Consider the following 22,250-nt stretch of genomic DNA (forward strand, 5'->3'; position numbering starts at 1 on the left):
GGTTCGGCCGGAAAGCGGTCGAACTCCAGCACGACGGCCGCAATCAGGACAAGGTCCCTGGGGATCAGGACTTCGGCAGATCCAGGTCCGAGGTCGCGAGCTCCTCGACGTTGACGTCCTTGAAGGTCAGCACCTTGACGTTCTTGGCGAACCGGGCCGGGCGATACATGTCCCACACCCACGCATCGGCGATGGTGACCTCGAAGAAGACGTCACCGCCCTCCGACCGCGCCTTCACGTCGACCGTGTTGCACAGGTAGAACCGACGGTCGGTCTCGACGACGTACTTGAAGATGCCGACGACGTCGCGGTACTCCCGGTAGAGGTTCAGCTCCTGCTCGGTCTCGTACTTCTCGAGCTCCTCGGCACTCACGACGTCGACTCTAGCGGTTCCGCTGGCTCCAGCCCGGCCGCCCGGCGCACGTTGACGAAGCGCATCCGGTGCACGGGAGAGGGCCCGTGCAGCTCGAGTGCCTCGGTGTGGGTGGCGGTGATGTAGCCCTTGTGGGTCTTGAAGTCGTAGGCCGGCCAGTCACGGTCCATCTCGACCATCAGCCGGTCCCGCGTCACCTTGGCGAGCACGGAGGCGGCCGCGACGCACGCGACGACGCGGTCCCCCTTCCAGACCGCGAGGCCCGGGGCGCCCAGCCCGTCGACGGGGAACCCGTCCGTCAGGACGTACGACGGCGGCACGGACAGCTTCGCGACGGCCCGTCGCAGCGCCTCGACATTGGCCACGTGCATCCCGAGCCGGTCGCACTCCCCGTGCGGGATCACGACGACCGACCAGGCGACGGCGCGTTTGAGGATCTCGTCGTAGCAGCGCTCCCGAGCGGCCGCGGTGAGGAGCTTGGAGTCGGCGAGGCCCGGGACGACCCCGGCCCTGCCGGGCGGCAGGATCGCGGCGCCGGCGACCAGGGGGCCCGCGCAGGCCCCACGTCCGGCTTCGTCCACACCGGCGATCGGCTCGAGTCCGTGCCGCCGCAGGGCGCGCTCGTAGCCGTAGATGCCGGCGTCACGCCGGACCGTTGCGCCGCGTGGCAGGGTCGACATCAGTCCACCGCCTGCCTGCCTCAGCTCGGGCCGAGCTCGTCGGGCCGCTTGCCTTCCCGCGTGGCGAGGAGGGCGGCGGAGGGGCCGTCGGGCACGTCGGCGAACGCCTCGGGCCGCGAGATCCAGCGCCAGCGGTCCTGCGGCCAGATGAGGGTGAACACCTTGCCCACGACGAGGTCCTCGTCGACCCACGGGCTCTGGGTGCAGTAGTCATCGTCGATGCCGCACAGGTGGACCCGGGAGTCGGCGGAGTGGCCGCGGTTGTCCCCGAGGACGAGCAGCTTGTCGTCGGGGATCGGCCCGACCGACCAGCCGCACGGACGCACCTGGCCCTGGACGTCGTCGGGGTTGCCGCTCTCACCACCGAGTTCGGTCTCGGCCAGGTCCCCGGCCTGGGTCAGGTCCTCCGAGATCGGGGCGCTGCACACGCCGGGATCGGGCCCCAGGTAGTCCGACTCGTCGATGGCCTGGCCGTTGACCTCGATCCGCCCCTCGTCGTCGCAGCACACGACGACGTCACCCTCGACGCCGATCACCCGCTTCACCAGGTGACCGCCCGTGGGATAGAGGCCGACCTTGGACAGCAGCCCGGTCAGGCCCGTCGGGGCAGGGGTGTCGGTGGCACCGAGCCACTCGCCCGGATCCTCGAAGACGACGACGTCGCCCCGCTGCGGGCTGCCGCCGAACCAGTAGGAGACCTTCTGGACCAGGATCCGGTCGTCCTTGACCAGACCCGGCTCCATCGACTCCGACGGGATGTAGAACGCCTGCACGAACAGCGCCTTGATGAGCACGGCCAGTCCGAGCGCGACGGCCAGCAGCAGGATGCTCTCCTGCCAGACGGGCAGGTGCTTGCGCGGCTCCGGCGTCCTCGAGGACGCGGCGGGCCTGGTCTGGCTGCGCCCGGCGGGCGTCGCGGGTGCCGTCACCGCCGGCTCCTCGCGAGGGTCGGCCGACTCCTCCTTGCGATGGGACGCCTTGCGCTCCCCGCGATGGGCCCCGGCTGCTCGCTTCTCGGTTTCCGCGCCGCCGTCGGAGGAGTCGTCACTGGTCACGATGGTCGAGTCTAGGCAGGTCCTGGGGACGGAACGCACGAAGGCCCGACCAATGGGTCGGGCCTTCGTGGAAGCGGTCGGCGGAGATCAGATCTCGCGACGCTCCTTGATCTTGGCCTTCTTGCCAGTGAGGTTGCGCAGGTAGTAGAGCTTCGCGCGGCGCACGTCACCGCGGGTGACGACCTCGATGTTCTCGAAGATCGGCGAGTGGAGCGGGAAGGTCCGCTCGACACCGACGCCGAAGGAGACCTTGCGGACGGTGAACGTCCGGCCGATGCCGGAGCCGTGGACGCGGATCACGACGCCCTGGAAGACCTGGACGCGGGAGCGGTTGCCCTCGACGACCTTGACGTGGACCTTGACGGTGTCACCGGCGCGGAAGTCCGGGATGTCGTCGCGCTTGGCGGCGTTGCCCAGGTCGGTGACCAGGGCGGGGCTCGTGTTGCTCATGATTCTCCTCGCGAATGCGCACAGGTCAGTCGCGGTGGTTGGTGATGGATCGGAAGGCGTGTCGCGGTCGGCGATTCCCCTGTGGCAGAAGCGTCCGTGACACCGACCAGCGATCTTCCCACACGCGTGTCGTACGACGGAAATCCCAGCCGCCGACCACGGGCTGGCTGCGAGAATGCCGGTCATGACCACCACCGGGGCGACGCCCGTGGCGAACGACTGGCCGGCCCACACCTTCGACGTCCGGCCGTGGCGCCAGAGCTCACCGCGCGGACCGCGCGTCGACCGGCTCCGCCGGGAGGTGACGGTCGCCCTGCCGCCTCTGATCGCGGAGCTGGACTATCCGATGGACCGCTCCCTCGGTGCGATGGTCGCAGCCTGCGCCGGCGACCTGGGTCACCTCGACCTGGTCCACGGCCGGACGCTCGCCGCGCTCAACCACCTCCAGCTGCGCACGGAGGCGGTCGACTCCTCCAAGATCGAGAACGTCGACGCCAGCCTCGCCGACTACGGCCGCGCACTGCTGGGCGTCGGGGCCAACGCCTCAGCGGTCTCGATGGCCTCCGCGACCGCCGCCCTGTCACGGATGATCCGCGACGCCGACACCACCCGGCGCCTCAGCCCGGAGGCGATGCTGCAGGCGCACCACGATCTCTTCCGCCGCAACGCCGACGAGGCCCACCGGGCCGGCCGGTTCCGCACGACACAGAACTGGGTCGGCGGCAGCGACTACGCGCCGCGCGGCGCGCTGCACGTGCCGCCTCCGCCCGAGACCGTGCCCGACTACCTCGACGACCTCTTCGCGTTCTGCAACCGCGACGACCTCCCGCCCGTGGTGCAGGTCGCGATCGCCCACGCCCAGTTCGAGTCCATCCACCCCTTCATCGACGGCAACGGCCGGATCGGTCGCACGCTGATCCACGCGATCCTGAGGCGCCGCCGCGCCACCCGACACCTCACGGTGCCCATCGCCTCGGCGCTGGTCTCACACCGCGACACCTACTTCGCCGCCCTCAACGACTACCGCTCCGGCAACGCCCGCACGATCGTGGCGATGATGGCCACCGCCATCCGGATCGCGACCGCGGAGTCGTGGGCGACGGCGACCAACGTCCTCGCGATCCGTGACCGCTGGGGCGCGGCCCTGCCCGACGCTCGCCCCGGAGACTCGCTGTTCCGCCTGCTCGACCTGCTCGCCGAGGAGCCGATCCTCAACGTCGATCTCGCAGCCCGTCGGCTCGGTCTCGACGAGGACGCGGCATCGCAGGCGATGGACGCCGCGACGACGGCCGGTGTCCTGACCCGGGCGCGGCGGACCAGGAAGGCGCCGGTGTGGCTCGCCCACGACGTGCTCGACGAGGTCGAGGACCTGAGCGCGCGCATCCAGGCCTCCGCGCGCCAGCTGCGCGGCTGACGCCAGACGCCGACAGGCCCGCCCCGGCGTACCGGGACGGGCCTGTCGGATGGAGCAGATGGAGCGGATGGATCAGTCGTTGAGCGCGTAGCCCTCGCCGTGGAGCGCAAGGTCGAGCCCGGCGACCTCGTCCTCCTCCTTGGCACGGAAGCCGATCGTCTTCTCGATCGCCATCGCGAAGATGAAGGTCACGATGAACGAGAAGGCGATCACGGTCAGCGACGAGAGCAGCTGGGCGAGGAAGAGCTTGGTCTCTCCACCGAACGCCAGGCTGCCACCGGTGAGGGCCTCGGCACCGAAGATGCCGACCCAGAGGCAGCCGATGAAGCCGGCGACCAGGTGGATGCCCACGACGTCGAGGGTGTCGTCGAAGCCGAGCTTGAACTTCAGGTCGACCGCGAAGGCACAGATCGCACCGGCGACGAGACCGAGCACCATGGCCCAGATCGGCGTCAGGAAGGCGCAGGCCGGGGTGATCGCGACGAGGCCGGTCACGATGCCGGAGGCGGCACCCACGGCGGTGGCCTTGCCGTCCTTGAGGGCCTCGACGACGATCCAGCCGAGGAGCGCGGCAGCCGGGGCGACCAGGGTGTTGAAGAAGATCAGCGAGGTCTGGCCCTCGTCGGCGCCGAAGACGCCGGTGTTGAAGCCGTACCAGCCGAACCACAGGATCGCGGCACCGATGAGCACCAGCGGGACGTTGTGGGCAACGGTCTCCTCCTTGGAGAAGCCGACCTTGCGCTTGCCGAGGACCAGCGCCAGGGCAAGGGCCGCGGCACCAGCGGACTGGTGGATCACGGTGCCACCGGCCCAGTCGAGCGCACCCTGGCCCAGACCCAGCACGTCGGTGGACAGCCAGCCCAGCTCGCCGTCCTCGTTGATGCCCCAGATCCAGCGGAAGGTCGGGAAGACCACGAACAGGGTGAACAGCGCGGCGAACAGCATCCACGGCCAGAAGCGGGCACGGTCGGCGACGGCTCCCGAGACCAGCGCGACCGTGATGATGCAGAAGGCGACGAGGAAGGCGTGGCCGCCGAAGGCGTTGGCGGCCTCACCGCCACCGACACCGGTCATCAGGTCGGACATGCCGACGTCGTTGAACGGGTTGCCGAACAGCGCCGGGCCACCGCTGGCGCCGTTGGTGATGCCCGTGCCGCCGACGAGGACGTAGAGCAGCGTGACGACGGCGATCGAGCCGAAGCTCAGCATCATCATGGACACGACGGACTTCTGCTTGACGAGGCCGCCGTAGAAGAACGCCAGGCCAGGCGTCATGAAAAGGACGAGAGCAGCACAGATGAGCTGCCACGAAAGTTCGACAGACATGCAGGTCCTCACAAGTCTCGGGAGTGGGTCTGGCCGGGCAACGTTGCTGGCCGTGTGCCCCGCATACTTCCGAGCGGTCGTTTCGTCAGTCCCCGGCTGAGGTTTCGACCGTGTTACAGGTTCGCCCAGACGGTGTCAGGCCCGTAAATGCAGGCTCACCGACGAGGTTTCGTGAGCACCACGGCGCCCGGGGGCGCCGGCAGGTCGGGTCGGATCCGGAAGCCCGCCTTGCGATACATCCGCTGGTTGCGGGCGCTCGCCTCCCCCGTGAACAGGACGTACGACGCCGCCTCCGTGGGCGCCACGCGCTGGACGTGCTCGAGCAGCGCCCGGCCGAGCCCCGCCCCCTGCAGGTCGGGCGCCACCATGATGCGCCCGATGTCCCAGGCCTCGCCCTCCATCCGGCCGCGGACCGCAGCGACCAGCCGGCCCGCGCGCCGGATCACCCAGGTGTCCCAGACGTCGAGCCAGGCCCGCACGTCGTCGTAGGACTCGTGGAGGGCGGGGATGTCGAGCGAGTCGTTGGCGAGCGCCTCCTGCACCCAGCAGGCGCGCTGGAGCGTCAGCAGCTCCCCGGCGTCGCCCGGCGTCGCCCGGACGATCGGCGTGCCGTCGTCGAGCTGCGAGGGGTGGAGCAGGTCGGGACGCCGCTCGGCAGTACGGCGCACGGCCTGCTCGTGCCGCCATGCGGCGACCTTGCCGTGGTCGCCGGAGCGCAGCACGGCAGGGACGTCGTGTCCCCGCCACTGCGGCGGCTTGGTGTAGACGGGGTATTCGAGCAGGCCACCCTCGGCGTGCGACTCCTCGACGAGCGAGGCGGCATTGCCCATGAAGCCCGGCAGCAGGCGAACGACGGCCTCGGTGATCGCCAGCGCAGCGACCTCTCCCCCGTTGAGGACGTAGTCGCCCAGGCTGATCTCGCGGACCTCGGCCCGCTCCCCTGCGTGGTCGATGACGCGCTGGTCGATGCCCTCGTAGCGGCCGCAGGCGAAGACGATCCGCCCGCGGGTCGCGAGGTCCGCGGCCAGCCGCTGGTCGAAGGGCTCGCCCGAGGGCGTGGTGAAGACGACGGTCGTCCCCGCGTCCACGCCGAGCGCGTCGAACGCCTCGCCCCACGGCTCGGGCTTCATCACCATGCCGGCACCGCCGCCATAGGGGGTGTCGTCGACCCGGTGGTGCTTGTCGTGCGAGTGGCCGCGCAGGTCGTGGACGTGGAACTCGACCAGGCCCTTGTCCGCCGCCTTGCCGGGCAGCGAGAGGTCCAGCGGCGCGAAGAAGTCCGGGAAGATCGTGAGGTAGTCGAGCCTCACGCCTCGTCCTCCCCCTCGTCCGTGTCGTCGGCGAACGGGGTCACGAGCCCGGGACGGTCGGCGATCACGACCCGGCCGGCGGCGACGTCGACCTCGGGCACCAGCGCGATCACGAACGGCACGAGGGCCTCTCGTCGGTCGACGGTCCTGATCCGGAGCAGGTCCTGCGCGCCGTGCACCAGCCCGGCCACCTCGCCGAGGTGGGTGCCCTCCACGTCGTACGCCGCCAGCCCGACGAGCTGGTGGTCGTAGAACTCGTCGGGATCGGCCGGCGACTCGTCGGGCGACACGACGGCCCGCAGCACCACGCCGCGGGCCGACTCGGCCGCGGTGCGGTCGGCCAGCTCGGCGAAGCTCGCGAGCAGCACGCCCTGGTGCCACCGGGTGCGGGAAACGGTGAGGGTGCGGGCGGCGAAGGCGGAGCCCCGCGGCGCCTCGGCCTGCAGGACCGCGCCGTCGACGTAGCGCCGCTCGGGCTCGTCGGTGCGGACGTCGACCGTCACCTCGCCGCGAATGCCGTGCGGCTTGCCGATCCTGCCGACGACGACCTCGATGCTCTCCACGAGTGTCATTGTCCCGAAATGCCGGCAGCCCCGCACATCGGTGCGGGGCTGCCGGATGATGCCGTGCTCAGCGCTTGTCGGTGTCGACGAAGTCGATCCGGGTGCTGCTGTTGCCGGCGATCGCGGAGATCACCGTGCGGAAGGCGGTCGCCGTGCGGCCGCCGCGGCCGATCACCTTGCCGAGGTCGTCGGGGTGGACCCGGACCTCGAGCACGGCGCCTCGACGCAGCTGCTTGTCGCGCACGACCACGTCGTCGGGGTGGTCGACCACCCCGCGGACGAGGTGCTCCAGCGCGTCAGCCAGCACCGTCTCAGGCCTCGGTGGTCTCGGCAGCCGGCGCCTCGTCGGCGGCGGGCTCCTCGGCGGGGGTCTCCTCGGCGGCGGCCTCGGCCGGCGCCTCCTCGACCTTCTCGGCCTTCTTCTTCTCGGCCTTCTTGGTCACCGCGGCGCCCTTGGGCTCGTTGGCGGCCTCCTTGAGGGCCTCGTTGAAGATCTCGAGCTTGTCGCGCTTGGGCTCCTTGACCTTGAGGGTGCCCTCGGCGCCCTCGAGACCCTTGGCCTTCTGCCAGTCGCCGGTGATCTTGAGGATGGCCTCGACGGCCTCGGTCGGCTGCGCGCCGACGCCCAGCCAGTACTGCGCCCGCTCGGAGACGACGTCGATGTACGACGGGTCCTCCTTGGGGTGGTACTTGCCGATCTCCTCGATCACGGCGCCGTCGCGCTTCTTGCGCGAGTCGACGATGACGATGCGGTACTGCGGGACCCGGACCTTGCCCAGGCGCTTCAGGCGAATCTTGACGGCCACGTTTGTGGTGTCTCCTTGAGAATGGTGGTGGGTGAGGCGCGGGCGACCAGGTGGGGAACACCGGGACCCGGACTCGGATGGGCGCTGCACCCACCGGTTGAGAGGGACCGGAAGGCGCAGAACTCAGCCGCCAAGTCTGCCAGACCTCTCGCGCGGAGAGAAATCAGGCCACGACCCTGCCGCGCAGCACGACGCGCGAGGGCTCGAGCAGCACGGACAGGTCCTCGACGGGATTGCGCGGATAGACGACGAAGTCGGCCGGATCGCCCTCGTCCAGTCCGGGATTCCAGCCGAGCCAGGCGCGACCGCGCCACGAGGCCGCGCCCACGACGTACTCGTTGGACAGGCCCATGTCCGCCATCGCGCGGATCTCCTCGTGGAGCACGCCGTGGCGCTGCGAGCCTCCGCCGTCGCTGCCGACATAGAGCGCGACGCCGGCCTCGTGAGCGCTCATCAGCACCTCGCGGCGGCGGGCGAAGAGCTGCTCCATGGTCGCCGCATAGTCGGGGAACTTGGCGCGACCGGCGTCGGCGAAGCCGGGGAACTTCGAGGTCTGCAGGACCGTCGGTACCAGAGCGACGCCGCCAGCGACCATCTGATCGATGTGGGTTGCCGTCAGGCCGGTGCCGTGCTCGATGCAGTCGATCCCGGCGTCCAGCAACGGGGCGATGGACTCCTCGCCGAAGCAGTGGGCGGTCACCTTGGCCCCGAGCGAGTGGGCCACGCCGATCGCCGCCGCCACGGCGTCGCCGGGGAAGGACGGCGCGAGATCTCCCTCGTCCCGAGAGATCCAGTCGCCGACCAGCTTCACCCAGCCGTCGCCCGCGCGCGCCTGCTCGGCCACGACGTCGACGAGTCCGTCGGGCTCGACCTCGTGGCCGTAGCCCTTGAGGTAGCGCTGCGTGCGGGCCACGTGGCGACCGCATCGGATCAGGCGCGGCAGGTCCTCGCGGTCCTGGACCCACCGGGTGTCGGCGGGCGACCCGCAGTCGCGGGTGAGCAGCACCCCGTTGTCGCGATCGAGGATCGCGGTCCGCTCGATCTCGGCGTCGTCGACCGCTCCACCATCCTCGAGCCCGAGGTGGTTGTGGGCGTCGACCAGGCCCGGCAGGATCCAGCCCTCCCCTGCCGTCTCGGCGCCGGTCAGGCCCGCCGGGCGCTCATAGGTGACCCGCCCGTCGACGACGTAGACGTCGCGCACCTCGCCGTCGGGCAGGACCGGGCCGGAGAACCGCAGCGCACTCACCCACCCGACGGTACCCGGGCGGACCCGGATCAGAGGCGCGACAGCAGCCAGGTCGGCGAGAGCGTCGTCGCACCGACACCGTGGACGCGGGCGTCGAGGGCCCGGTCCGCGGTCACGACCACGGTCCGGCGGCCGGCCTCGACCGCCTTGCGCGCCTGCTCGACGATGGCGGCGTCGCCGTCCCTGGCCGCGTGCACGGTCGTGACGTGGGCATCGCGCCCGGCCCGGACCCCGCCCTTGGCCTGCCCCTCCAGCACGAGTACGACGGCGTCGTACTCGACATCGGCGACGAGCAGCTGCTCGTGGAGCCGGGCCGCGGCTCCCGGGCGGTCCTTCCACCACCCGTCGGGGCGCGCGCCGACGACGTTGGCGCCGTCGACGACCAGGGTGGACCTCATCGGCCCGCTCCGCCGGCAGGGGCGAGGTGGCCGAGCTCCCAGAGGGCGAGCTGGAGGGCGACGAGCTCGGCGCGGTCGAGCGTGAGGTCGAGGCTGCGTCTGCGGGGTCCCTGCTCCCAACCTGTCCAGGTGGTGCGGAACGGCCCGGCTGCGCGGGCGTGCACGGTGATCCGCCGGCGGCCCGAGCAGAGCTGGAGGTAGGAGCCCACCCGGACGTCGACGCTCTCGTAGCTCTCCCCCGAGCCGGAGGTGCCGGCAGCGACCGCGCCGTCGCCACCGTGGACCTTCGCGAGGTGGCGGTCGAGGTTGGCGCCCTTGACGCCCTCGGCGCACACCGGGCAGGGCACCTGCGCATCGATGCGCAGGGCGGCGAGCCGTCGTGCCCGGTTGGCCGTGGTCATGACGAGGTCACTTCAGGAACTTCGAGAAGTCCTTCGGCAGCTGCAGGTTCTCGGCCGCGGCCTCGTAGTCGATGTCCTGTCCGATGCCGAACGGGTTCGGCTTCGACTCGGCGGCCTTCGCCTGTGCGGCGGCGGCGTCCTGGGCGGCCTTGGCCGGGTTGCCCGACTTGCGCGCGCCCTTGCCCTTGGTCTGCTTGGCCTTCTGCTTGGCGCTGACGCGCTTGCCGCCGCCGGGGCCACCCATGCCCGGCATCCCCGGCATGCCGGGCATCCCGGGCATGCCGCCACCGCGCGCCATCTGCATCATCATCTTGCGCGCCTCGAAGAAGCGGTCGACGAGGCCGTTGACGTCGGAGACGGTGCGTCCCGAGCCCTTCGCGATGCGGGCCCGGCGGGAGCCGTCGATGATCTTGGGGTTGTCGCGCTCCGCAGGCGTCATCGACCGGATGATCGCCTCGACGCGGTCGATCTCGCGCTCGTCGAAGTTCTCGAGCTGCTCGCGGATCTGTCCCATGCCGGGCAGCATCCCGAGGATCTTCTGCATCGAGCCGAGCTTCTTGAGCTGCTGCATCTGCGACAGGAAGTCGTCGAGGGTGAAGTCGCCGCCGGTGAGCTTCTCGGCGGCGCGCATCGCCTCTTCCTGGTCGAAGGCCTTCTCGGCCTGCTCGATCAGGGTGAGGACGTCGCCCATGTCCAGGATGCGCGAGGCCATCCGGTCGGGGTGGAAGACGTCGAAGTCGGTCATCTTCTCGCCGGAGGAGGCGAACATGACCGGTCGGCCGGTGACGTGCCGGATCGACAGGGCGGCGCCACCGCGGGCGTCGCCGTCGAGCTTGGTGAGGACGACACCGTCGTAGCCGACGCCGTCGAGGAAGGCCTGCGCGGTGATGAGCGCGTCCTGACCGATCATCGCGTCGACGACGAAGAGCACCTCGTCGGGCTGGACGGCGTCACGGATGCCGGCGGCCTGCGCCATCATCTCCGCGTCGACGCCGAGGCGGCCCGCGGTGTCGACGATGACCACGTCGTGGAGCCTGCGCTTCGCCTCCTCGATCGACGCCTTCGCGACGGAGACCGGGTCGCCCGTGCCATTGCCGGGCTCCGGGGCGAAGACCGGGACGCCGACCTTCTCGCCGTTGACCTGCAGTTGCTGGACGGCGTTGGGGCGCTGGAGGTCGCAGGCGACCAGGAGCGGGGTCTTGCCCTGCTCCTTGAGCCACAGCGCGAGCTTGGCCGCCAGCGTGGTCTTTCCGGCGCCCTGGAGGCCGGCCAGCATGATGACCGTCGGCCCCGACTTGGCGTAGCGCAGTCGCCGGGTCTCCCCGCCGAGGATGGCGACGAGCTCGTCGTTGACGATCTTGACGACCTGCTGGGCGGGGTTCAGCGCACCGCTGACCTCCTCGCTCCGCGCCCGCTCCTTGACCGCGGCGACGAAGTCCTTGACGACCGGCAGGGCGACGTCGGCCTCGAGGAGGGCGATCCGGATCTCCCGGGCCGTGGCGTCGATGTCGGCCTCGGAGAGCCGTCCCTTGCCGCGAAGGTTCTTGAAGGTCGCGGTGAGGCGGTCGGACAGTGTGGCGAACAAGTGCGGTCCTCAGGAACTGGTGCGTCTGCGTCGTCGGGCGGGTCAACTGTAGTTGCAGCGCCGTAGACTCGCGGAATGACCGTCGTCCTGCTCGTCGCGGCAGGCGTCGCGCTGCTCGTCGGCGTCGTCGTGATCGGGCACCGGATGATCGGCTCCGAGTCCGCGACCGGCACCTTCACCGACGGCATGGGCAGCTTCATGAACGTGTTCGACCCGGCGCGGGAGCGGGCCGACGACGCCCTCCGGTCGAAGAAGACCCAGGGCGAGATGCTGCCCAGCCCCGACGACGACCACCCGCCGATGACGGTCGACCTGGCCCGCGGGGTGGCGCGATTGAGGAGATCGCGCGGGTAGGTGGCGTCGAAGCGAGCGTCGTGAGGTGCGTGCGATGACAAGGCGGCGGAGTGAGGCGGCCTGGTTGGCCGTTGATCGACGCCAACGCCGTCAGCGTGCGTGCATCGCGACGCGCAGCCGGCGTCACCTACCCGCGCGGCCTCCCCACGCCTGTGATCGCCTCGCGCACCGCGTGCGCGGCTTCGGCCGCCCGGGTCTCCGACAGCGCGCCGGCCGAGGCCTCCTGGACGTAGAACACGTCGACGGCCTGCGGTCCGAGCGTCGACACGTGGGCCGAGCGCACCGTGACGTCGAGCGCCGCCAGCGCAGCGCTGACCTGGTGCACGACCCCGATCCGGTCAGCGGCGCGGACCTCGATCACCGTGGCGTGGTCGCTCGCCTCCGGACGTACGACGACGGTCGGCGCGAGCTCGCCCTCGCCCGCCGTCCGTGCGGCCAGCCGGCGGGCCGGGTCGACCCGGCGCTGCACGATCGCGTCCAGCTGGTCGCGCAGGGCCCCGGGGTCGAGGTAGTCGTCGGCCACGTCCCACACCGAGACCCCGACGGCCATGCCGACATCGTCCTGCGACCACACCCGCGCCGCGCGGACCGGGACCCGGCGCAGGGCGAAGGTCGCCGCGACGTCGGCGAGCAGGCCGACCCGGTCCGGCGCGACGACGCTGACCCGTGCACCGTCCTCGAGCCTCTCGACGTCGATCGCGAAGCCGCCTGCGCGCACGCTGTCCGGGACCGGGACCTCCTCGGCGCGCAACGGGGCGGGCACGCTCCCCCGTCGCAGCGCCACCTGGGCGCGGCGGGAGAGGTCGAGGATGAGTCCGGCCCGCCACGACGACCAGGCCTTGGGCGAGGCGGCCTTGGCGTCGGCCTCCGTGAGCGCGGTGAGCAGGGCCAGCGCCTCGGGCGTGCCGACGCGATCGGTCAGCGCGTCGATGGTCGCGGGGTCGTCGGGGTCACGCGTGGTAGCGATGTCGGCGAGGAGCAGGTGCCATCGGACGAGCTGGGTGATCAGCTCGACCTCCTCGGGGGCGAAGCCCATTCGCACTGCGATCTCGCGGGCGATCGGCGCGCCGGCGACGCTGTGCTCGGTCAACCCGCCCTTGCCGATGTCATGGAGCAGGGCGGCGACCACCAGCACGTCGGGCCGCGCGACCTCGCGGATCAGCGCCGCAGCCTCGACGCAGGTCTCGACGACGTGCCGGTCGACGGTGAACCGGTGGATCACCGAGGCGTGCGGGAGCAGCCTGATCCGCTCCCACTCCGGGAGGATCCGGACCAGGGCGCCGGTCTCCTCCAACGTCTCCCACACCCCGAGCAGACCGCGGCCGGAGGCGAGCAGGCGGACCATCTGCTGGCGCGCTTCCTCGGGCCACGGCTCCGGGAGCGGGGGGCAGTCCCGCACCAGGCGCGCGGCCGTGGGTGGCGCCAGGACGACGTCGCGGACGGCGGCCTCGGCGGCCGCCCGGAGCAGCAGCACCGGGTCCTTGTCCGGTCGCGCGCTGCGATCGAGGACGACCTCACCCTGCGAGAGCGCGACACCCGGCGCGAGCCGCTCGAGCTCGGGTCGGCGGGGCTTGGCAGCCGGAGCGCGACGCAGCACGTCGTCGGTGCGGCGCCAGGCAAGCCGGGACAGGTGGGTCAACCGGCGGCCGAGCTCACGGACGTGCCTCTGGGCGGCATCCTCGTCAGGGAGTCCGAGTCCGTCCGCGAGCGGATCCCAGTGCTCCGGCGCGATCCGGTCGGTGGCACGGCCCGCCGCGCCGTGCAGGACGTCGCGCACATCGAGCAGCTGGTGGCGACAGCGCTCCAGATCGGCGGCCGGGACGTCGACCAGCCAGCTGGCGGTCAGGCTCTTGAGGACCGTGGCGTCCCGCAGACCGCCCTCGGCCTCCTTGAGGTCGGGCATTGACAGGTGCGCCAGCTCCCCGACGAGCCGGTGCCGGTTGCGCACCACCTCCCGCAGCTCGGGAAGCCGCTGCCGGGCCTGCCGGCGCCACTGGGCCAGCATCGTCGTGCGCAGCTGCAGGGCGACGTTGTAGTCGCCGGCGAGGTGACGCACATCGAGGAGACCGGAGGCGACCCGGACGTCTCCCTCGGCCGCCGCGAGCATCTCGGGCAGCGTCCGCACCGAGTGGTCGAGCTTCACGCCCGCGTCCCACAGCGGGTACCACACCTGGCCGGCCAGCTCGACCCAGTCGCTGAGCGCGATCTCGTCGTCGGCGACCAGCACCACGTCGAGATCGGAGTACGGCGCCATGTCGCCGCGTCCGAAGCCACCGACCGCGACCAACGCCACCCCGCTGTCGGGCATCCCGGCGCCGGCGTACGCCTTGCCGCACAGGTCGTCGGCGGCGTCGGTGCGCTCGGTGCGCTCAGCAGCGGTCATCGCATCTCAGACAGCTGCGGGCCCACTGTCGCCCGTGCGCACCCGGACGACGGACTCGACCGGGCTGACCCACACCTTGCCGTCACCGACCTTGCCGGTCTGGGCAGCCCGCAGGATCGTGTCCACGATCTCGTCGACCGCGGCGTCGTCGGCGACGATCTCGATGCGGACCTTCGGGACGAGCGCGATGTCGTACTCCGCGCCGCGGTAGATCTCGGTGTGGCCCTTCTGGCGGCCGTAGCCGCTGACCTCGCTGACCGTCATCCCGGTCACGCCCACGACCTCGAGCGCCGAGCGGACGTCCTCCCACTTGTGCGGCTTCACGACCGCCGTGACGAGCTTCATGACTGAAGGTTGCCAGTCTCGGGACCGAAATGGAGCCGGGCCCCGCCGGTGGTGTGCAGGTCGTAGGCCGTTTCGGCGTGGATGACGAGGTCGACCCCTGCCATCTCGTCGTCCTCGTCGACCCGGAAGCCCATCGTCTTCTCCAGCAGGAGGACGAGCAGCACCGTGGCGGTGAAGGAGTAGGCCAACGTGGCGCCGGCCGCGACGAGCTGCTTGCCGAGCTGGTCGGCGCCCCCGCCGTAGAGCAGTCCGTCGACGCCGTTGACGGTGGAGGACGCGAGGAAGCCGATGAGGATCGTGCCGACGAGCCCGCCGACGAGGTGCACGCCGACGACGTCGAGCGAGTCGTCGTAGCGCAGCTTGTGCTTGAGGCCGATCGCGACGGCGCAGATCGCGCCCGCGGCGACACCCACGGCCATGGCGCCCAGCGGGGTCACGAAGCCACAGGCCGGCGTGATGGCGACCAGGCCGGCCACGACACCGGAGGCGGCGCCGAACGAGGTCGCATGGCCGTCGCGGAAGCGCTCGACGGCGAGCCAGGCGAGCAGGCCGGTGCAGCCCGCGAGCAGCGTGTTGACGAAGACGATCGCCGCGGTGTTCGTCGCGCCGAGCGCGGAGCCGGCGTTGAAGCCGAACCAGCCGAACCACAGCAGGCCCGCGCCGATCATCACCAGGGTCAGGTTGTGCGGCTTCATCGGCTCCCGTCCGAAGCCGACGCGTCGACCGAGCACCAGCGCGGCCGCGAGACCCGCCGCGCCCGAGTTGATCTCGACCGCCGTGCCGCCGGCGAAGTCCAGGGCACCGAGCTCGTTGGCCATCCAGCCGCCGACGTGGTCGCCGGCGCTGAAGTCGAAGATCCAGTGCGCGACCGGGGCATAGACGACAACGGTCCACAGGCCGGCGAAGACCAGCCAGGTCCCGAACCGGGTGCGATCGGCGATGGCGCCGGCGATGAGACCGACGGTGATGACGGCGAAGAGCCCCTGGAAGGTGGCGAACAGGGTGATCGGGTACGGCGCCCCGGGCACCTCCTCCAACATCCCCTTGAACGCGGCGTACTGGGTCGGGTCGCCGACGAGGCCCCCACCCAGGTCGTCACCGAACGCCAGCGAGTAGCCGACGAGGATCCACACGACCATCACGACGGCGAGCGCACCGAAGACCATCATCATCATGTTGAGGACGCTCTTGGCGCGCACCATGCCGCCGTAGAAGATCGCCAGGCCGGGCGCCATGATCAGCACGAGCGCGGCGGCGGCCAGCAACCAGGCCGTGTCGCCGGAGGCAGTGGTCGGATCCACCGCCACCAGCGGCAGTGCGGTCGAGAGCATTTCGGGCATCGGGTTCCTCACGTCGATTCGAGAGCCCGACCACTCTGGGGAACGGATGTTTCGTCGGTGTAACAGACCCGTGCGCAGGCGTTACACCGACGTGAAGCCGGGGTCGGCCCCACCGCCGACCCCGGCTACGCCAGACTCACAGGGCCTCGGAGTCCCTGTCGCCGGTCCGGACCCGGACCACGGTCTCGATCGGGCTGACCCAGACCTTGCCGTCACCGATGCGTCCCGTGTGAGCGGTCTTGGTGATGATGCCGACGATGTCCTCGGTGTCGGGATCGTCGACGACGATCTCGATCCGGATCTTGGGGACCAGCGCGATGTCGTACTCCGCTCCGCGGTAGACCTCGGTGTGGCCCTTCTGGCGGCCGTAGCCGCTCACCGCGCTGACCGTCATCCCCGTGACGCCGAAGGACTCCAGGGCCTCCCGGACGTCCTCCCACTTGTGCGGCTTGATGACCGCGGTGACCAGCTTCATGCGATTGCCTCTCGATGCCGTGGACGGTCGGCGGGTGGTCGCCATCCTTCCTTCGGCGAACACTGTCCGAGGATGGTTTCGCCGTGGCGGGCCTTGTGTTTCGCCGAGGTAACGAGTTGCCAGCGGTCCCGTTGCCGTCCGGCCGTCAGCCGAGCAGGGCGTCCACGAACGCCGCGGCGTCGAAGGGCGCCAGGTCGTCGGGGCCCTCCCCCAGGCCGACGAGCTTGACCGGGACGCCGAGCTGGCGTTGCACCGCGACGACGATGCCGCCCTTGGCCGACCCGTCGAGCTTGGTCAGGACGATGCCGGTGACGTCGACGACCTCGGCGAAGACCTTGGCCTGGATCAGGCCGTTCTGGCCGGTGGTGGCGTCGAGGACGAGCAGCACCTCGGTCACCGGCGACTGCTTCTCGATGACCCGCTTGACCTTGCCCAGCTCGTCCATCAGGCCGGCCTTGTTCTGCAGCCGGCCGGCGGTGTCGACGACGACCGTGTCGACACCGGTGTCCCGGCCCTCCTTGACCGCGTCGAAGGCGACGCTCGCGGGATCACCGCCCTCGGGGCCCCGGACCACCTCGACGCCGACGCGCTCCCCCCAGGTGGACAGCTGGTCGGCCGCGGCGGCACGGAAGGTGTCGGCCGCGGCGAGCAGCACCCGGCGCTCGTCGGCGACCAGGATGCGCGCGAGCTTGCCGACGGTGGTGGTCTTGCCCGTGCCGTTGACGCCGACGACGAGCACCACACCGGGCGCCTCGCCCTCGCCGCTGACGCGCAGGGTGCGGTCCATGGCGGGGTCGACGAGCGCGATGAGCTCCTCGCGCAGGACGGTGCGGGCGTCGGGGCTGCCGCCCTCGACACGCAGCCGCTCGCGCAGCCGCTCGACCAGCTCCTGCGTCGGGGCGACGCCGATGTCCGCGGCGAGCAGGAGGTCCTCGATGGCCTCCCAGGTGTCCTCGTCGAGCTGCTCGCGGCTCAGCAGACCCAGCAGGCCGCGTCCCAGCGCGTTGGACCCGGCCAGGCGCTGGCGCAGACGCACCAGGCGGGACGCCGGCTTCTCGGGCTGCTCGAGCGTCGGCGCCGTCGGGGTCGCCGGGGTGGCCGTGTCGGGCTCGACCTCCGGCTCGACGGTGGGCGCCTCGTCGGTCTCCGGCGTGGTCGGCGCGGGCGCGGGAATGCCCGTGCGGTCGGCCGGGAGACGCTCGGGCCGGCGCAGCCGGGTGCCGACCAGGCCGACGAGCGCGAGGACACCGACGATCGCGATGCCGATGACGAGGTAGAGCCACTCCATGGGGCTCATCCAATCAGCACCCGGAAGCTGTCACTGCATCCGCAGCAGGTCCCGCTCCTCGTCCTCGATCACGGGCGCGGCATCCACGGCCCTGGCCATGGCGTCGCCCAGCCAGGGCGCCAACGGGAGCGACTCGCCACGGTGCGGATAGGCGACGTAGAGGACGACCACGCCGGAGACGACGAGGCTGAGCAGGACGGCAAAGGCGACGAACAGCACCGGTGACTCCTCCGAGATAGGGATCTGCTCCCATCCTGCCGAACGGCTCCCAACCGCCCGAATCCCCGGGGATGTGATCTCGGTCGGACCCGGCTCCGAGTCAGACGACCAGCGGAGCGACGGCCTCGCGGATGACGTCGGGGATCGGGGTGACCGGACGAGCAGGGTCGTCGTTGTCGACGTAGACGTGAACGAAGCGTCCCTCGGCGCACGCGAGCGCACCGTCGTCGGCCGGATCGCCCTGGAAGAGGCCGACGCGGTAGATGACCGACGACGTGCCGAGCCGCTCGACGGCCAGGCCGAGGTCGATGGGCCGCGGATAGCCCATCTCGGCGAAGTAGCGGCACGACACCTCCGCGACCACGCCGATCGCCGGCAGGGTGCGGATGTCGAGGCCGGTCGCGTCGTGGAGGTGGGCGTTGACCGCGGTGTCGATCAGGTCGAAGTAGCGGGCGTTGTTGAGGTGGCCGTAGACGTCGTCGTCGGACCAGCGGGTGGTGGCCGTGCGCCAGGCCCGGTAGGCCGTCCGGTCAGGACGCTCCGTCACCATCACGCGGACTCCTCGCGCAGTCGCTGGCTGATCACCGCGGAGACACCGTCGCCGCGCATCGTCACGCCATAGAGGGCGTCGCCGACCTCCATCGTGCGCTTCTGGTGGGTGATGACGAGCAGCTGGGAGTTCTCGCGCAGCTCCTCGTAGATCTCCAGCAGGCGGCCGAGGTTGACGTCGTCGAGTGCGGCCTCGACCTCGTCGAGGATGTAGAACGGCGAGGGCCGCGCCTTGAACAGGGCGACCAGGAACGCCACGGCGACCAGGGACCGCTCACCGCCGGAGAGCAGCGAGAGGCGCTTGACCTTCTTGCCGGGAGGACGCGCCTCGACCTCGATGCCGGTCGTGAGCATGTCGCTGGGGTCGGTCAGCACCAGCCGGCCCTCGCCGCCCGGGAACAGGCGGGCGAAGGTCTGGTCGAAGGCCTTGGTCACGTCGGCGTAGGCCTCGGTGAAGACCTGCTCGACGCGGGCGTCGACGTCCTTGACGATGTCGAGCAGGTCCTTGCGGGTCGCGCGCAGGTCCTCCAGCTGCTCGGAAAGGAACTGGTGGCGCTCCTCCATCGCGCTGAACTCCTCCAGCGCGAGCGGGTTGACCTTGCCGAGCATCGACAGCGCCCGCTCGGCGGACCGCAGTCGCTTGACCTGCTCCTCGCGGACGTAGGGCACCGTCCGCGGCTCACGCTCGGCGTCCTCGGCGTCCTCGCCGCTCTCGGCGTCCTCGGCCGCCGGACCGGTCTCGTCGTCGGCGGTCTCGAGGATGGGCACCGGCTGGTCCGGTCCGTAGTCGGCGACCAGGCCGTCCGGCTCCATCCCGAGCTCCTCGAGTGCCTTGACCTCGATCTGCTCGATCCGCATCCGTTGCTGCGCGCGGGCCATCTCGTCGCGGTGCACCGAGCCGACCAGCTGCTCGAGCTCGCGGCCCAGGTCACGCAGCGACTGGCGCACCGTCATCAGCTCCTGCTCGCGACCACGGCGGGAGTCCTCGACCCGCTGCCGCTCCTCGGCGGCGAGCGCGATGGACGACTCGAGGCGGGTCAGCGCGTGGGCGACGGCGACGCCGACCGCCCGGCCGGCCCGCCCCTCGGCGAGCAGGCGCGCGCGACGCTCGGCCGCACGGGCGCGAGCCACGCGCTCGGCCTCGGCGGCCTTGCGGATGCCCTCGACGCGACCGTGCAGCGCCCGGGCCCGCTCCTCGGAGGTGCGCAGGGCCAGCCGCGCTTCCATCTCGGCGGAGCGCGCTGCCCGGGTCGCCTCGACGAGGTGCTCCTGCTCGGTCGTGTCGGGCTCCTCGTCGCTGGCCTCCTCGGCCGAGGCCAGACGCTGCTCGAGCTCGGCGAGGCCCACGAGGGCCTGCTCACGGGACGTCTCGGCCTGCGCGATGGCATCCGCCATCCGCTCGGCCTCGGAGCGGGCCGACCGGGCGAGCGACCCGTGCTGGCCGAGCTCCTCGGCGACGGCGGCGAGGGTGGCGTCGGACTCGTGGAGCCGGGCGAGGGCCACGTCGACCCGCTGCTGGGCGTCGGCCCGCTCGTTCTCCAACCGGGAGAGGTCGAAGCCGAGCCGCTCCGAGGCGGCGACGGCGTCGGCCAGCGCGGAGGTGGCCTCGTCGACCGCGGCCTGGATCTCGATCAGGCTCTGCGTGGCGTGCGAGCCGCCCGACGCGAAGTGCGCACCGAGGAGATCGCCGTCACGGGTCACGGCGACGACGTCGGAGAGGTCGGCGACGAGCGAGCGAGCCTCGGTGAGGTCGGCGACGACGGCCACCTTGCGCAGCAGCCGGTCGAGGCCCGGTCGGACCTGCGCCGGGCACTCCACCACGCTGGCGGCGTACGACGCCCCGGCGGGCAGCGCGGGCCAGCTGGCCGTGTCCTCAGCCGGTCCCCCGCCGAGGAGCAGGCCGGCGCGCCCCAGGTCGTCGCTCTTGAGGTGGTCGATGGCGGCGAGCGCGCTGTCGGCGCCGGTCACGGCGACGGCGTCGGCCGCGGCACCGAGGGCGGCGGCGACCGCGCCCTCGTAGCCCGAGCGCACGGTGACCAGCGCCGCGACGGAGCCGAGCAGGCCGGAGACGGTGTCGGTGGCGGCGAGCAACGCTCCCGCGCCGTCCTTGCGGGAGAGGCCGAGCTCGAGCGCCTCCTTGCGGGCAGCGAGACCGGCCTTGTCGCGGTCGGCCTGCTGGAACTCCGCGCGGACCTTGGTCAGGCGCTCGTCGAGGTCGTCGAGGGCCGCGACCGCGGCCTCGTGCTCCGCATCGAGCCCCTCCTCGCCGGCGTCCAGCCCGGCGACACGGGTCTCGAGGGCGGTGAAGTCGCGCTGCGCCTTCTCCGCCCGGGCGAGCGCGTCGGTGCGGGCGGTGGCCAGGCGGCCGATCTCCTCCTCGGCGGCGCTGGCGCGCGAGCGCAGCGTGTTGACCTGGCCGTGCAGTCGGGCGAGGCCCTCCCGGCGGTCGGCTGCCGCGCGCAGGAGGCCGGCGCCCCGCCGCTCCTCGGTGGCCGCGGCGTCCTCGGCGTCGCGTCGGGACTGCACGGCCTGCTCGAGGGCGCGCTGCTGGTCGGTGACCTGCGCGACGATCTCGTTCTCCTGCTCGGTGAGGCGGGCGGCCTCGGCGTCGAGCTCGTCGGGGTCGCGGCCGGTCTCCACGTCGGTCTCGGCGACGCCCTCGGCGTTGCGCACCCGCTCGGCCGCCAGGCTCTGCGTGCCGCGGAACCGCTCGCGCAGGGCGGTCAGGGCCGACAGAGTCTCCTGGGCCGTCGAGAGGGCGGGGAGGTCCTCACGCAGGGCCGCCTCGAGCCGGGTCTCCTGCTCCCGGGCCGTGGCGACGGCGCCCTCCACCTCGGCGCGGCGGGCCAGCAGCACGCTCTCGTCCGCGAGCTCCTGCTCGAGCGAGGTGCGAGCGGTGACGAGGTCGTCGGCTAGCAGGCGGGCGCGGGCATCACGGACGTCGGCCTGGACCGTCGCCGCGCGCCGGGCGACCTCCGCCTGGCGGCCCAGCGGCTTGAGCTGACGCCGGATCTCGCTCAGCAGGTCGTTGAGCCGGTTGAGGTTGCCCTCGGTCGAGTCCAGCTTGCGCAGCGCCTTCTCCTTGCGCTTGCGATGCTTGAGGACACCGGCAGCCTCCTCGATGAACCCACGCCGGTCCTCCGGCGTCGCGTGCAGGATCTGGTCGAGCTGGCCCTGCCCGACGATGACGTGCATCTCCCGGCCGATGCCCGAGTCGCTGAGCAGCTCCTGGACGTCGAGCAGGCGGCAGGTCGTGCCGTTGATGGCGTACTCCGAGCCGCCGGTGCGGAACATGGTGCGGCTGATCGTCACCTCGGCGTAGTCGATCGGGAGCGCGCCGTCGGAGTTGTCGATCGTGAGCACGACCTCGGCCCGGCCCAGCGGCGGACGCCCGGACGTGCCGGCGAAGATGACGTCGTCCATCTTCCCGCCGCGCAGACTCTTGGCGCTGGCCTCGCCCATCACCCAGGCCAGCGCGTCGACGACATTGGACTTGCCCGAGCCGTTGGGGCCGACGATGCACGTGATGCCGGGCTCCAGCTGGAGGGTCGTGGCCGACGCGAAGGACTTGAACCCCTTGAGGGTCAGGCTCTTCAGATACAACGCGGGCTCCCTGTCATCAGGTCACGAGGATGGGGCTGCGCGGACTCGACGGGGTCGAGCACCTCGGGGGAAGCCAGCGCGCCCACC

Annotated in this window: 23 protein-coding genes and 1 pseudogene; 2 read left to right on the forward strand and 22 right to left on the reverse strand. The window is 71.6% G+C overall.

Annotated elements, in window-relative coordinates; all coding sequences use genetic code 11:
* Positions 1 to 64: 64 nt before the first annotated feature.
* The 4 genes from E9934_RS04340 to rplS form a co-directional block, all read right to left on the reverse strand.
* A complete protein-coding gene (locus E9934_RS04340; RefSeq protein WP_136561645.1) occupies positions 65 to 373 on the reverse strand; it encodes a DUF2469 domain-containing protein in 309 nt (102 codons plus the stop codon).
* Entirely contained in the window at positions 370 to 1,053 is a 684-nt protein-coding gene (locus E9934_RS04345; protein WP_136561646.1) for a ribonuclease HII, read from the reverse strand. The genes E9934_RS04340 and E9934_RS04345 overlap by 4 nt, the downstream gene beginning before the upstream one ends.
* A gap of 20 nt (positions 1,054 to 1,073) precedes the next feature.
* Positions 1,074 to 2,108 (reverse strand): signal peptidase I, encoded by a 1,035-nt coding sequence (gene lepB / locus E9934_RS04350; RefSeq protein ID WP_238694758.1) that lies wholly within the window; start codon positions 2,106 to 2,108, stop codon positions 1,074 to 1,076.
* Between the two features lie 87 nt (positions 2,109 to 2,195).
* The gene (gene rplS, locus E9934_RS04355; RefSeq protein ID WP_136561647.1) at positions 2,196 to 2,558 is read right to left on the reverse strand and encodes a 50S ribosomal protein L19; all 363 of its coding nucleotides are present in this window, start codon (positions 2,556 to 2,558) and stop codon (positions 2,196 to 2,198) included.
* Positions 2,559 to 2,742: 184 nt separating this feature from the next.
* Between rplS and E9934_RS04360 the strand changes: the two genes are divergently transcribed.
* On the forward strand, positions 2,743 to 3,972 hold the full coding sequence (locus E9934_RS04360; RefSeq protein WP_136561648.1) for a Fic family protein: 1,230 nt from the start codon (positions 2,743 to 2,745) through the stop codon (positions 3,970 to 3,972).
* A gap of 72 nt (positions 3,973 to 4,044) precedes the next feature.
* Here E9934_RS04360 and E9934_RS04365 read toward each other — a convergent pair whose 3' ends face one another.
* The 10 genes and pseudogenes from E9934_RS04365 to ffh all read right to left on the reverse strand — a co-directional run bounded on the left by E9934_RS04365 (position 4,045) and on the right by ffh (position 11,607).
* On the reverse strand, positions 4,045 to 5,298 hold the full coding sequence (locus E9934_RS04365; RefSeq protein WP_136561649.1) for an ammonium transporter: 1,254 nt from the start codon (positions 5,296 to 5,298) through the stop codon (positions 4,045 to 4,047).
* A 155-nt stretch (positions 5,299 to 5,453) separates the two neighbouring features.
* Positions 5,454 to 5,840, reverse strand: a complete 387-nt coding sequence (locus E9934_RS20155; RefSeq protein ID WP_238694795.1) for a GNAT family N-acetyltransferase — start codon at positions 5,838 to 5,840, stop codon at positions 5,454 to 5,456.
* A 93-nt stretch (positions 5,841 to 5,933) separates the two neighbouring features.
* A pseudogene (trmD, locus tag E9934_RS20160) lies at positions 5,934 to 6,608 on the reverse strand (tRNA (guanosine(37)-N1)-methyltransferase TrmD); the annotation flags it as partial.
* Positions 6,605 to 7,180 (reverse strand): ribosome maturation factor RimM, encoded by a 576-nt coding sequence (gene rimM, locus E9934_RS04375; RefSeq protein WP_136561651.1) that lies wholly within the window; start codon positions 7,178 to 7,180, stop codon positions 6,605 to 6,607. The pseudogene trmD and the gene rimM, both read right to left, overlap by 4 nt.
* A 58-nt stretch (positions 7,181 to 7,238) precedes the next feature.
* Positions 7,239 to 7,478, reverse strand: coding sequence for an RNA-binding protein (locus E9934_RS04380; protein ID WP_136561652.1), 240 nt, complete (start codon positions 7,476 to 7,478; stop codon positions 7,239 to 7,241).
* Between the two features lie 4 nt (positions 7,479 to 7,482).
* Positions 7,483 to 7,977, reverse strand: a complete 495-nt coding sequence (gene rpsP, locus E9934_RS04385) for a 30S ribosomal protein S16 (RefSeq protein ID WP_136561653.1) — start codon at positions 7,975 to 7,977, stop codon at positions 7,483 to 7,485.
* A gap of 163 nt (positions 7,978 to 8,140) precedes the next feature.
* Positions 8,141 to 9,223 carry an amidohydrolase family protein gene (locus E9934_RS19995; protein WP_202977194.1) on the reverse strand — a complete coding sequence of 361 codons (1,083 nt, stop codon included), beginning with the start codon at positions 9,221 to 9,223 and terminating at the stop codon, positions 8,141 to 8,143.
* 29 nt (positions 9,224 to 9,252) lie between these two features.
* The gene (locus E9934_RS20000; RefSeq protein ID WP_202977195.1) at positions 9,253 to 9,621 is read right to left on the reverse strand and encodes an NYN domain-containing protein; all 369 of its coding nucleotides are present in this window, start codon (positions 9,619 to 9,621) and stop codon (positions 9,253 to 9,255) included.
* Positions 9,618 to 10,022 (reverse strand): hypothetical protein, encoded by a 405-nt coding sequence (locus E9934_RS20005; RefSeq protein ID WP_202977196.1) that lies wholly within the window; start codon positions 10,020 to 10,022, stop codon positions 9,618 to 9,620. The genes E9934_RS20000 and E9934_RS20005 overlap by 4 nt, the downstream gene beginning before the upstream one ends.
* 7 nt (positions 10,023 to 10,029) lie before the next feature.
* Positions 10,030 to 11,607 carry a signal recognition particle protein gene (gene ffh / locus E9934_RS04395; protein ID WP_136561655.1) on the reverse strand — a complete coding sequence of 526 codons (1,578 nt, stop codon included), beginning with the start codon at positions 11,605 to 11,607 and terminating at the stop codon, positions 10,030 to 10,032.
* A gap of 75 nt (positions 11,608 to 11,682) precedes the next feature.
* Here ffh and E9934_RS04400 point away from each other — a divergent pair, with 75 nt between their 5' ends.
* Positions 11,683 to 11,961: a hypothetical protein gene (locus tag E9934_RS04400; RefSeq protein WP_136561656.1), complete on the forward strand. Its 279-nt coding sequence runs from the start codon at positions 11,683 to 11,685 to the stop codon at positions 11,959 to 11,961.
* 127 nt (positions 11,962 to 12,088) lie between these two features.
* On the opposite strand, the gene E9934_RS04405 is transcribed toward E9934_RS04400, so the two are convergent.
* The 8 genes from E9934_RS04405 to smc form a co-directional block, all read right to left on the reverse strand.
* A complete protein-coding gene (locus E9934_RS04405; RefSeq protein ID WP_136561657.1) occupies positions 12,089 to 14,344 on the reverse strand; it encodes a [protein-PII] uridylyltransferase in 2,256 nt (751 codons plus the stop codon).
* 6 nt (positions 14,345 to 14,350) lie between these two features.
* On the reverse strand, positions 14,351 to 14,689 hold the full coding sequence (locus E9934_RS04410; RefSeq protein ID WP_136561658.1) for a P-II family nitrogen regulator: 339 nt from the start codon (positions 14,687 to 14,689) through the stop codon (positions 14,351 to 14,353).
* Positions 14,686 to 16,029, reverse strand: a complete 1,344-nt coding sequence (locus tag E9934_RS04415) for an ammonium transporter (protein ID WP_238694760.1) — start codon at positions 16,027 to 16,029, stop codon at positions 14,686 to 14,688. The genes E9934_RS04410 and E9934_RS04415 overlap by 4 nt, the downstream gene beginning before the upstream one ends.
* 136 nt (positions 16,030 to 16,165) lie before the next feature.
* Positions 16,166 to 16,504 (reverse strand): P-II family nitrogen regulator, encoded by a 339-nt coding sequence (locus E9934_RS04420; RefSeq protein ID WP_136561659.1) that lies wholly within the window; start codon positions 16,502 to 16,504, stop codon positions 16,166 to 16,168.
* A gap of 145 nt (positions 16,505 to 16,649) precedes the next feature.
* Entirely contained in the window at positions 16,650 to 17,801 is a 1,152-nt protein-coding gene (ftsY, locus tag E9934_RS04425; RefSeq protein ID WP_238694761.1) for a signal recognition particle-docking protein FtsY, read from the reverse strand.
* A gap of 21 nt (positions 17,802 to 17,822) precedes the next feature.
* The gene (locus E9934_RS04430; protein WP_136561661.1) at positions 17,823 to 18,011 is read right to left on the reverse strand and encodes a hypothetical protein; all 189 of its coding nucleotides are present in this window, start codon (positions 18,009 to 18,011) and stop codon (positions 17,823 to 17,825) included.
* 100 nt (positions 18,012 to 18,111) lie between these two features.
* A complete protein-coding gene (locus E9934_RS04435) occupies positions 18,112 to 18,561 on the reverse strand; it encodes an acyl-CoA thioesterase (RefSeq protein WP_136561662.1) in 450 nt (149 codons plus the stop codon).
* Entirely contained in the window at positions 18,561 to 22,163 is a 3,603-nt protein-coding gene (gene smc, locus E9934_RS04440) for a chromosome segregation protein SMC (protein WP_136561663.1), read from the reverse strand. The genes E9934_RS04435 and smc overlap by 1 nt, the downstream gene beginning before the upstream one ends.
* Positions 22,164 to 22,250: the final 87 nt, after the last annotated feature.

Origin of the sequence: Nocardioides caeni (assembly GCF_004912195.1) — a bacterium.
Taxonomy (GTDB): Bacteria; Actinomycetota; Actinomycetes; order Propionibacteriales; family Nocardioidaceae; genus Nocardioides; species Nocardioides caeni.

Coding starts and splice junctions, on each gene's coding strand:
- E9934_RS04410 (WP_136561658.1), bottom strand. CDS start 14,689: ATGAAGCTCGTCACGGCGGTCGTGAAGCCGCACAAGTGGGAGGACGTC.
- E9934_RS04345 (WP_136561646.1), bottom strand. CDS start 1,053: ATGTCGACCCTGCCACGCGGCGCAACGGTCCGGCGTGACGCCGGCATC.
- E9934_RS04360 (WP_136561648.1), top strand. CDS start 2,743: ATGACCACCACCGGGGCGACGCCCGTGGCGAACGACTGGCCGGCCCAC.
- rimM (WP_136561651.1), bottom strand. CDS start 7,180: ATGACACTCGTGGAGAGCATCGAGGTCGTCGTCGGCAGGATCGGCAAG.
- E9934_RS20000 (WP_202977195.1), bottom strand. CDS start 9,621: ATGAGGTCCACCCTGGTCGTCGACGGCGCCAACGTCGTCGGCGCGCGC.
- ftsY (WP_238694761.1), bottom strand. CDS start 17,801: ATGAGCCCCATGGAGTGGCTCTACCTCGTCATCGGCATCGCGATCGTC.
- rplS (WP_136561647.1), bottom strand. CDS start 2,558: ATGAGCAACACGAGCCCCGCCCTGGTCACCGACCTGGGCAACGCCGCC.
- E9934_RS04365 (WP_136561649.1), bottom strand. CDS start 5,298: ATGTCTGTCGAACTTTCGTGGCAGCTCATCTGTGCTGCTCTCGTCCTT.
- E9934_RS04400 (WP_136561656.1), top strand. CDS start 11,683: ATGACCGTCGTCCTGCTCGTCGCGGCAGGCGTCGCGCTGCTCGTCGGC.
- E9934_RS04405 (WP_136561657.1), bottom strand. CDS start 14,344: ATGACCGCTGCTGAGCGCACCGAGCGCACCGACGCCGCCGACGACCTG.
- E9934_RS20005 (WP_202977196.1), bottom strand. CDS start 10,022: ATGACCACGGCCAACCGGGCACGACGGCTCGCCGCCCTGCGCATCGAT.
- E9934_RS04415 (WP_238694760.1), bottom strand. CDS start 16,029: ATGCCCGAAATGCTCTCGACCGCACTGCCGCTGGTGGCGGTGGATCCG.
- E9934_RS04420 (WP_136561659.1), bottom strand. CDS start 16,504: ATGAAGCTGGTCACCGCGGTCATCAAGCCGCACAAGTGGGAGGACGTC.
- E9934_RS04435 (WP_136561662.1), bottom strand. CDS start 18,561: ATGGTGACGGAGCGTCCTGACCGGACGGCCTACCGGGCCTGGCGCACG.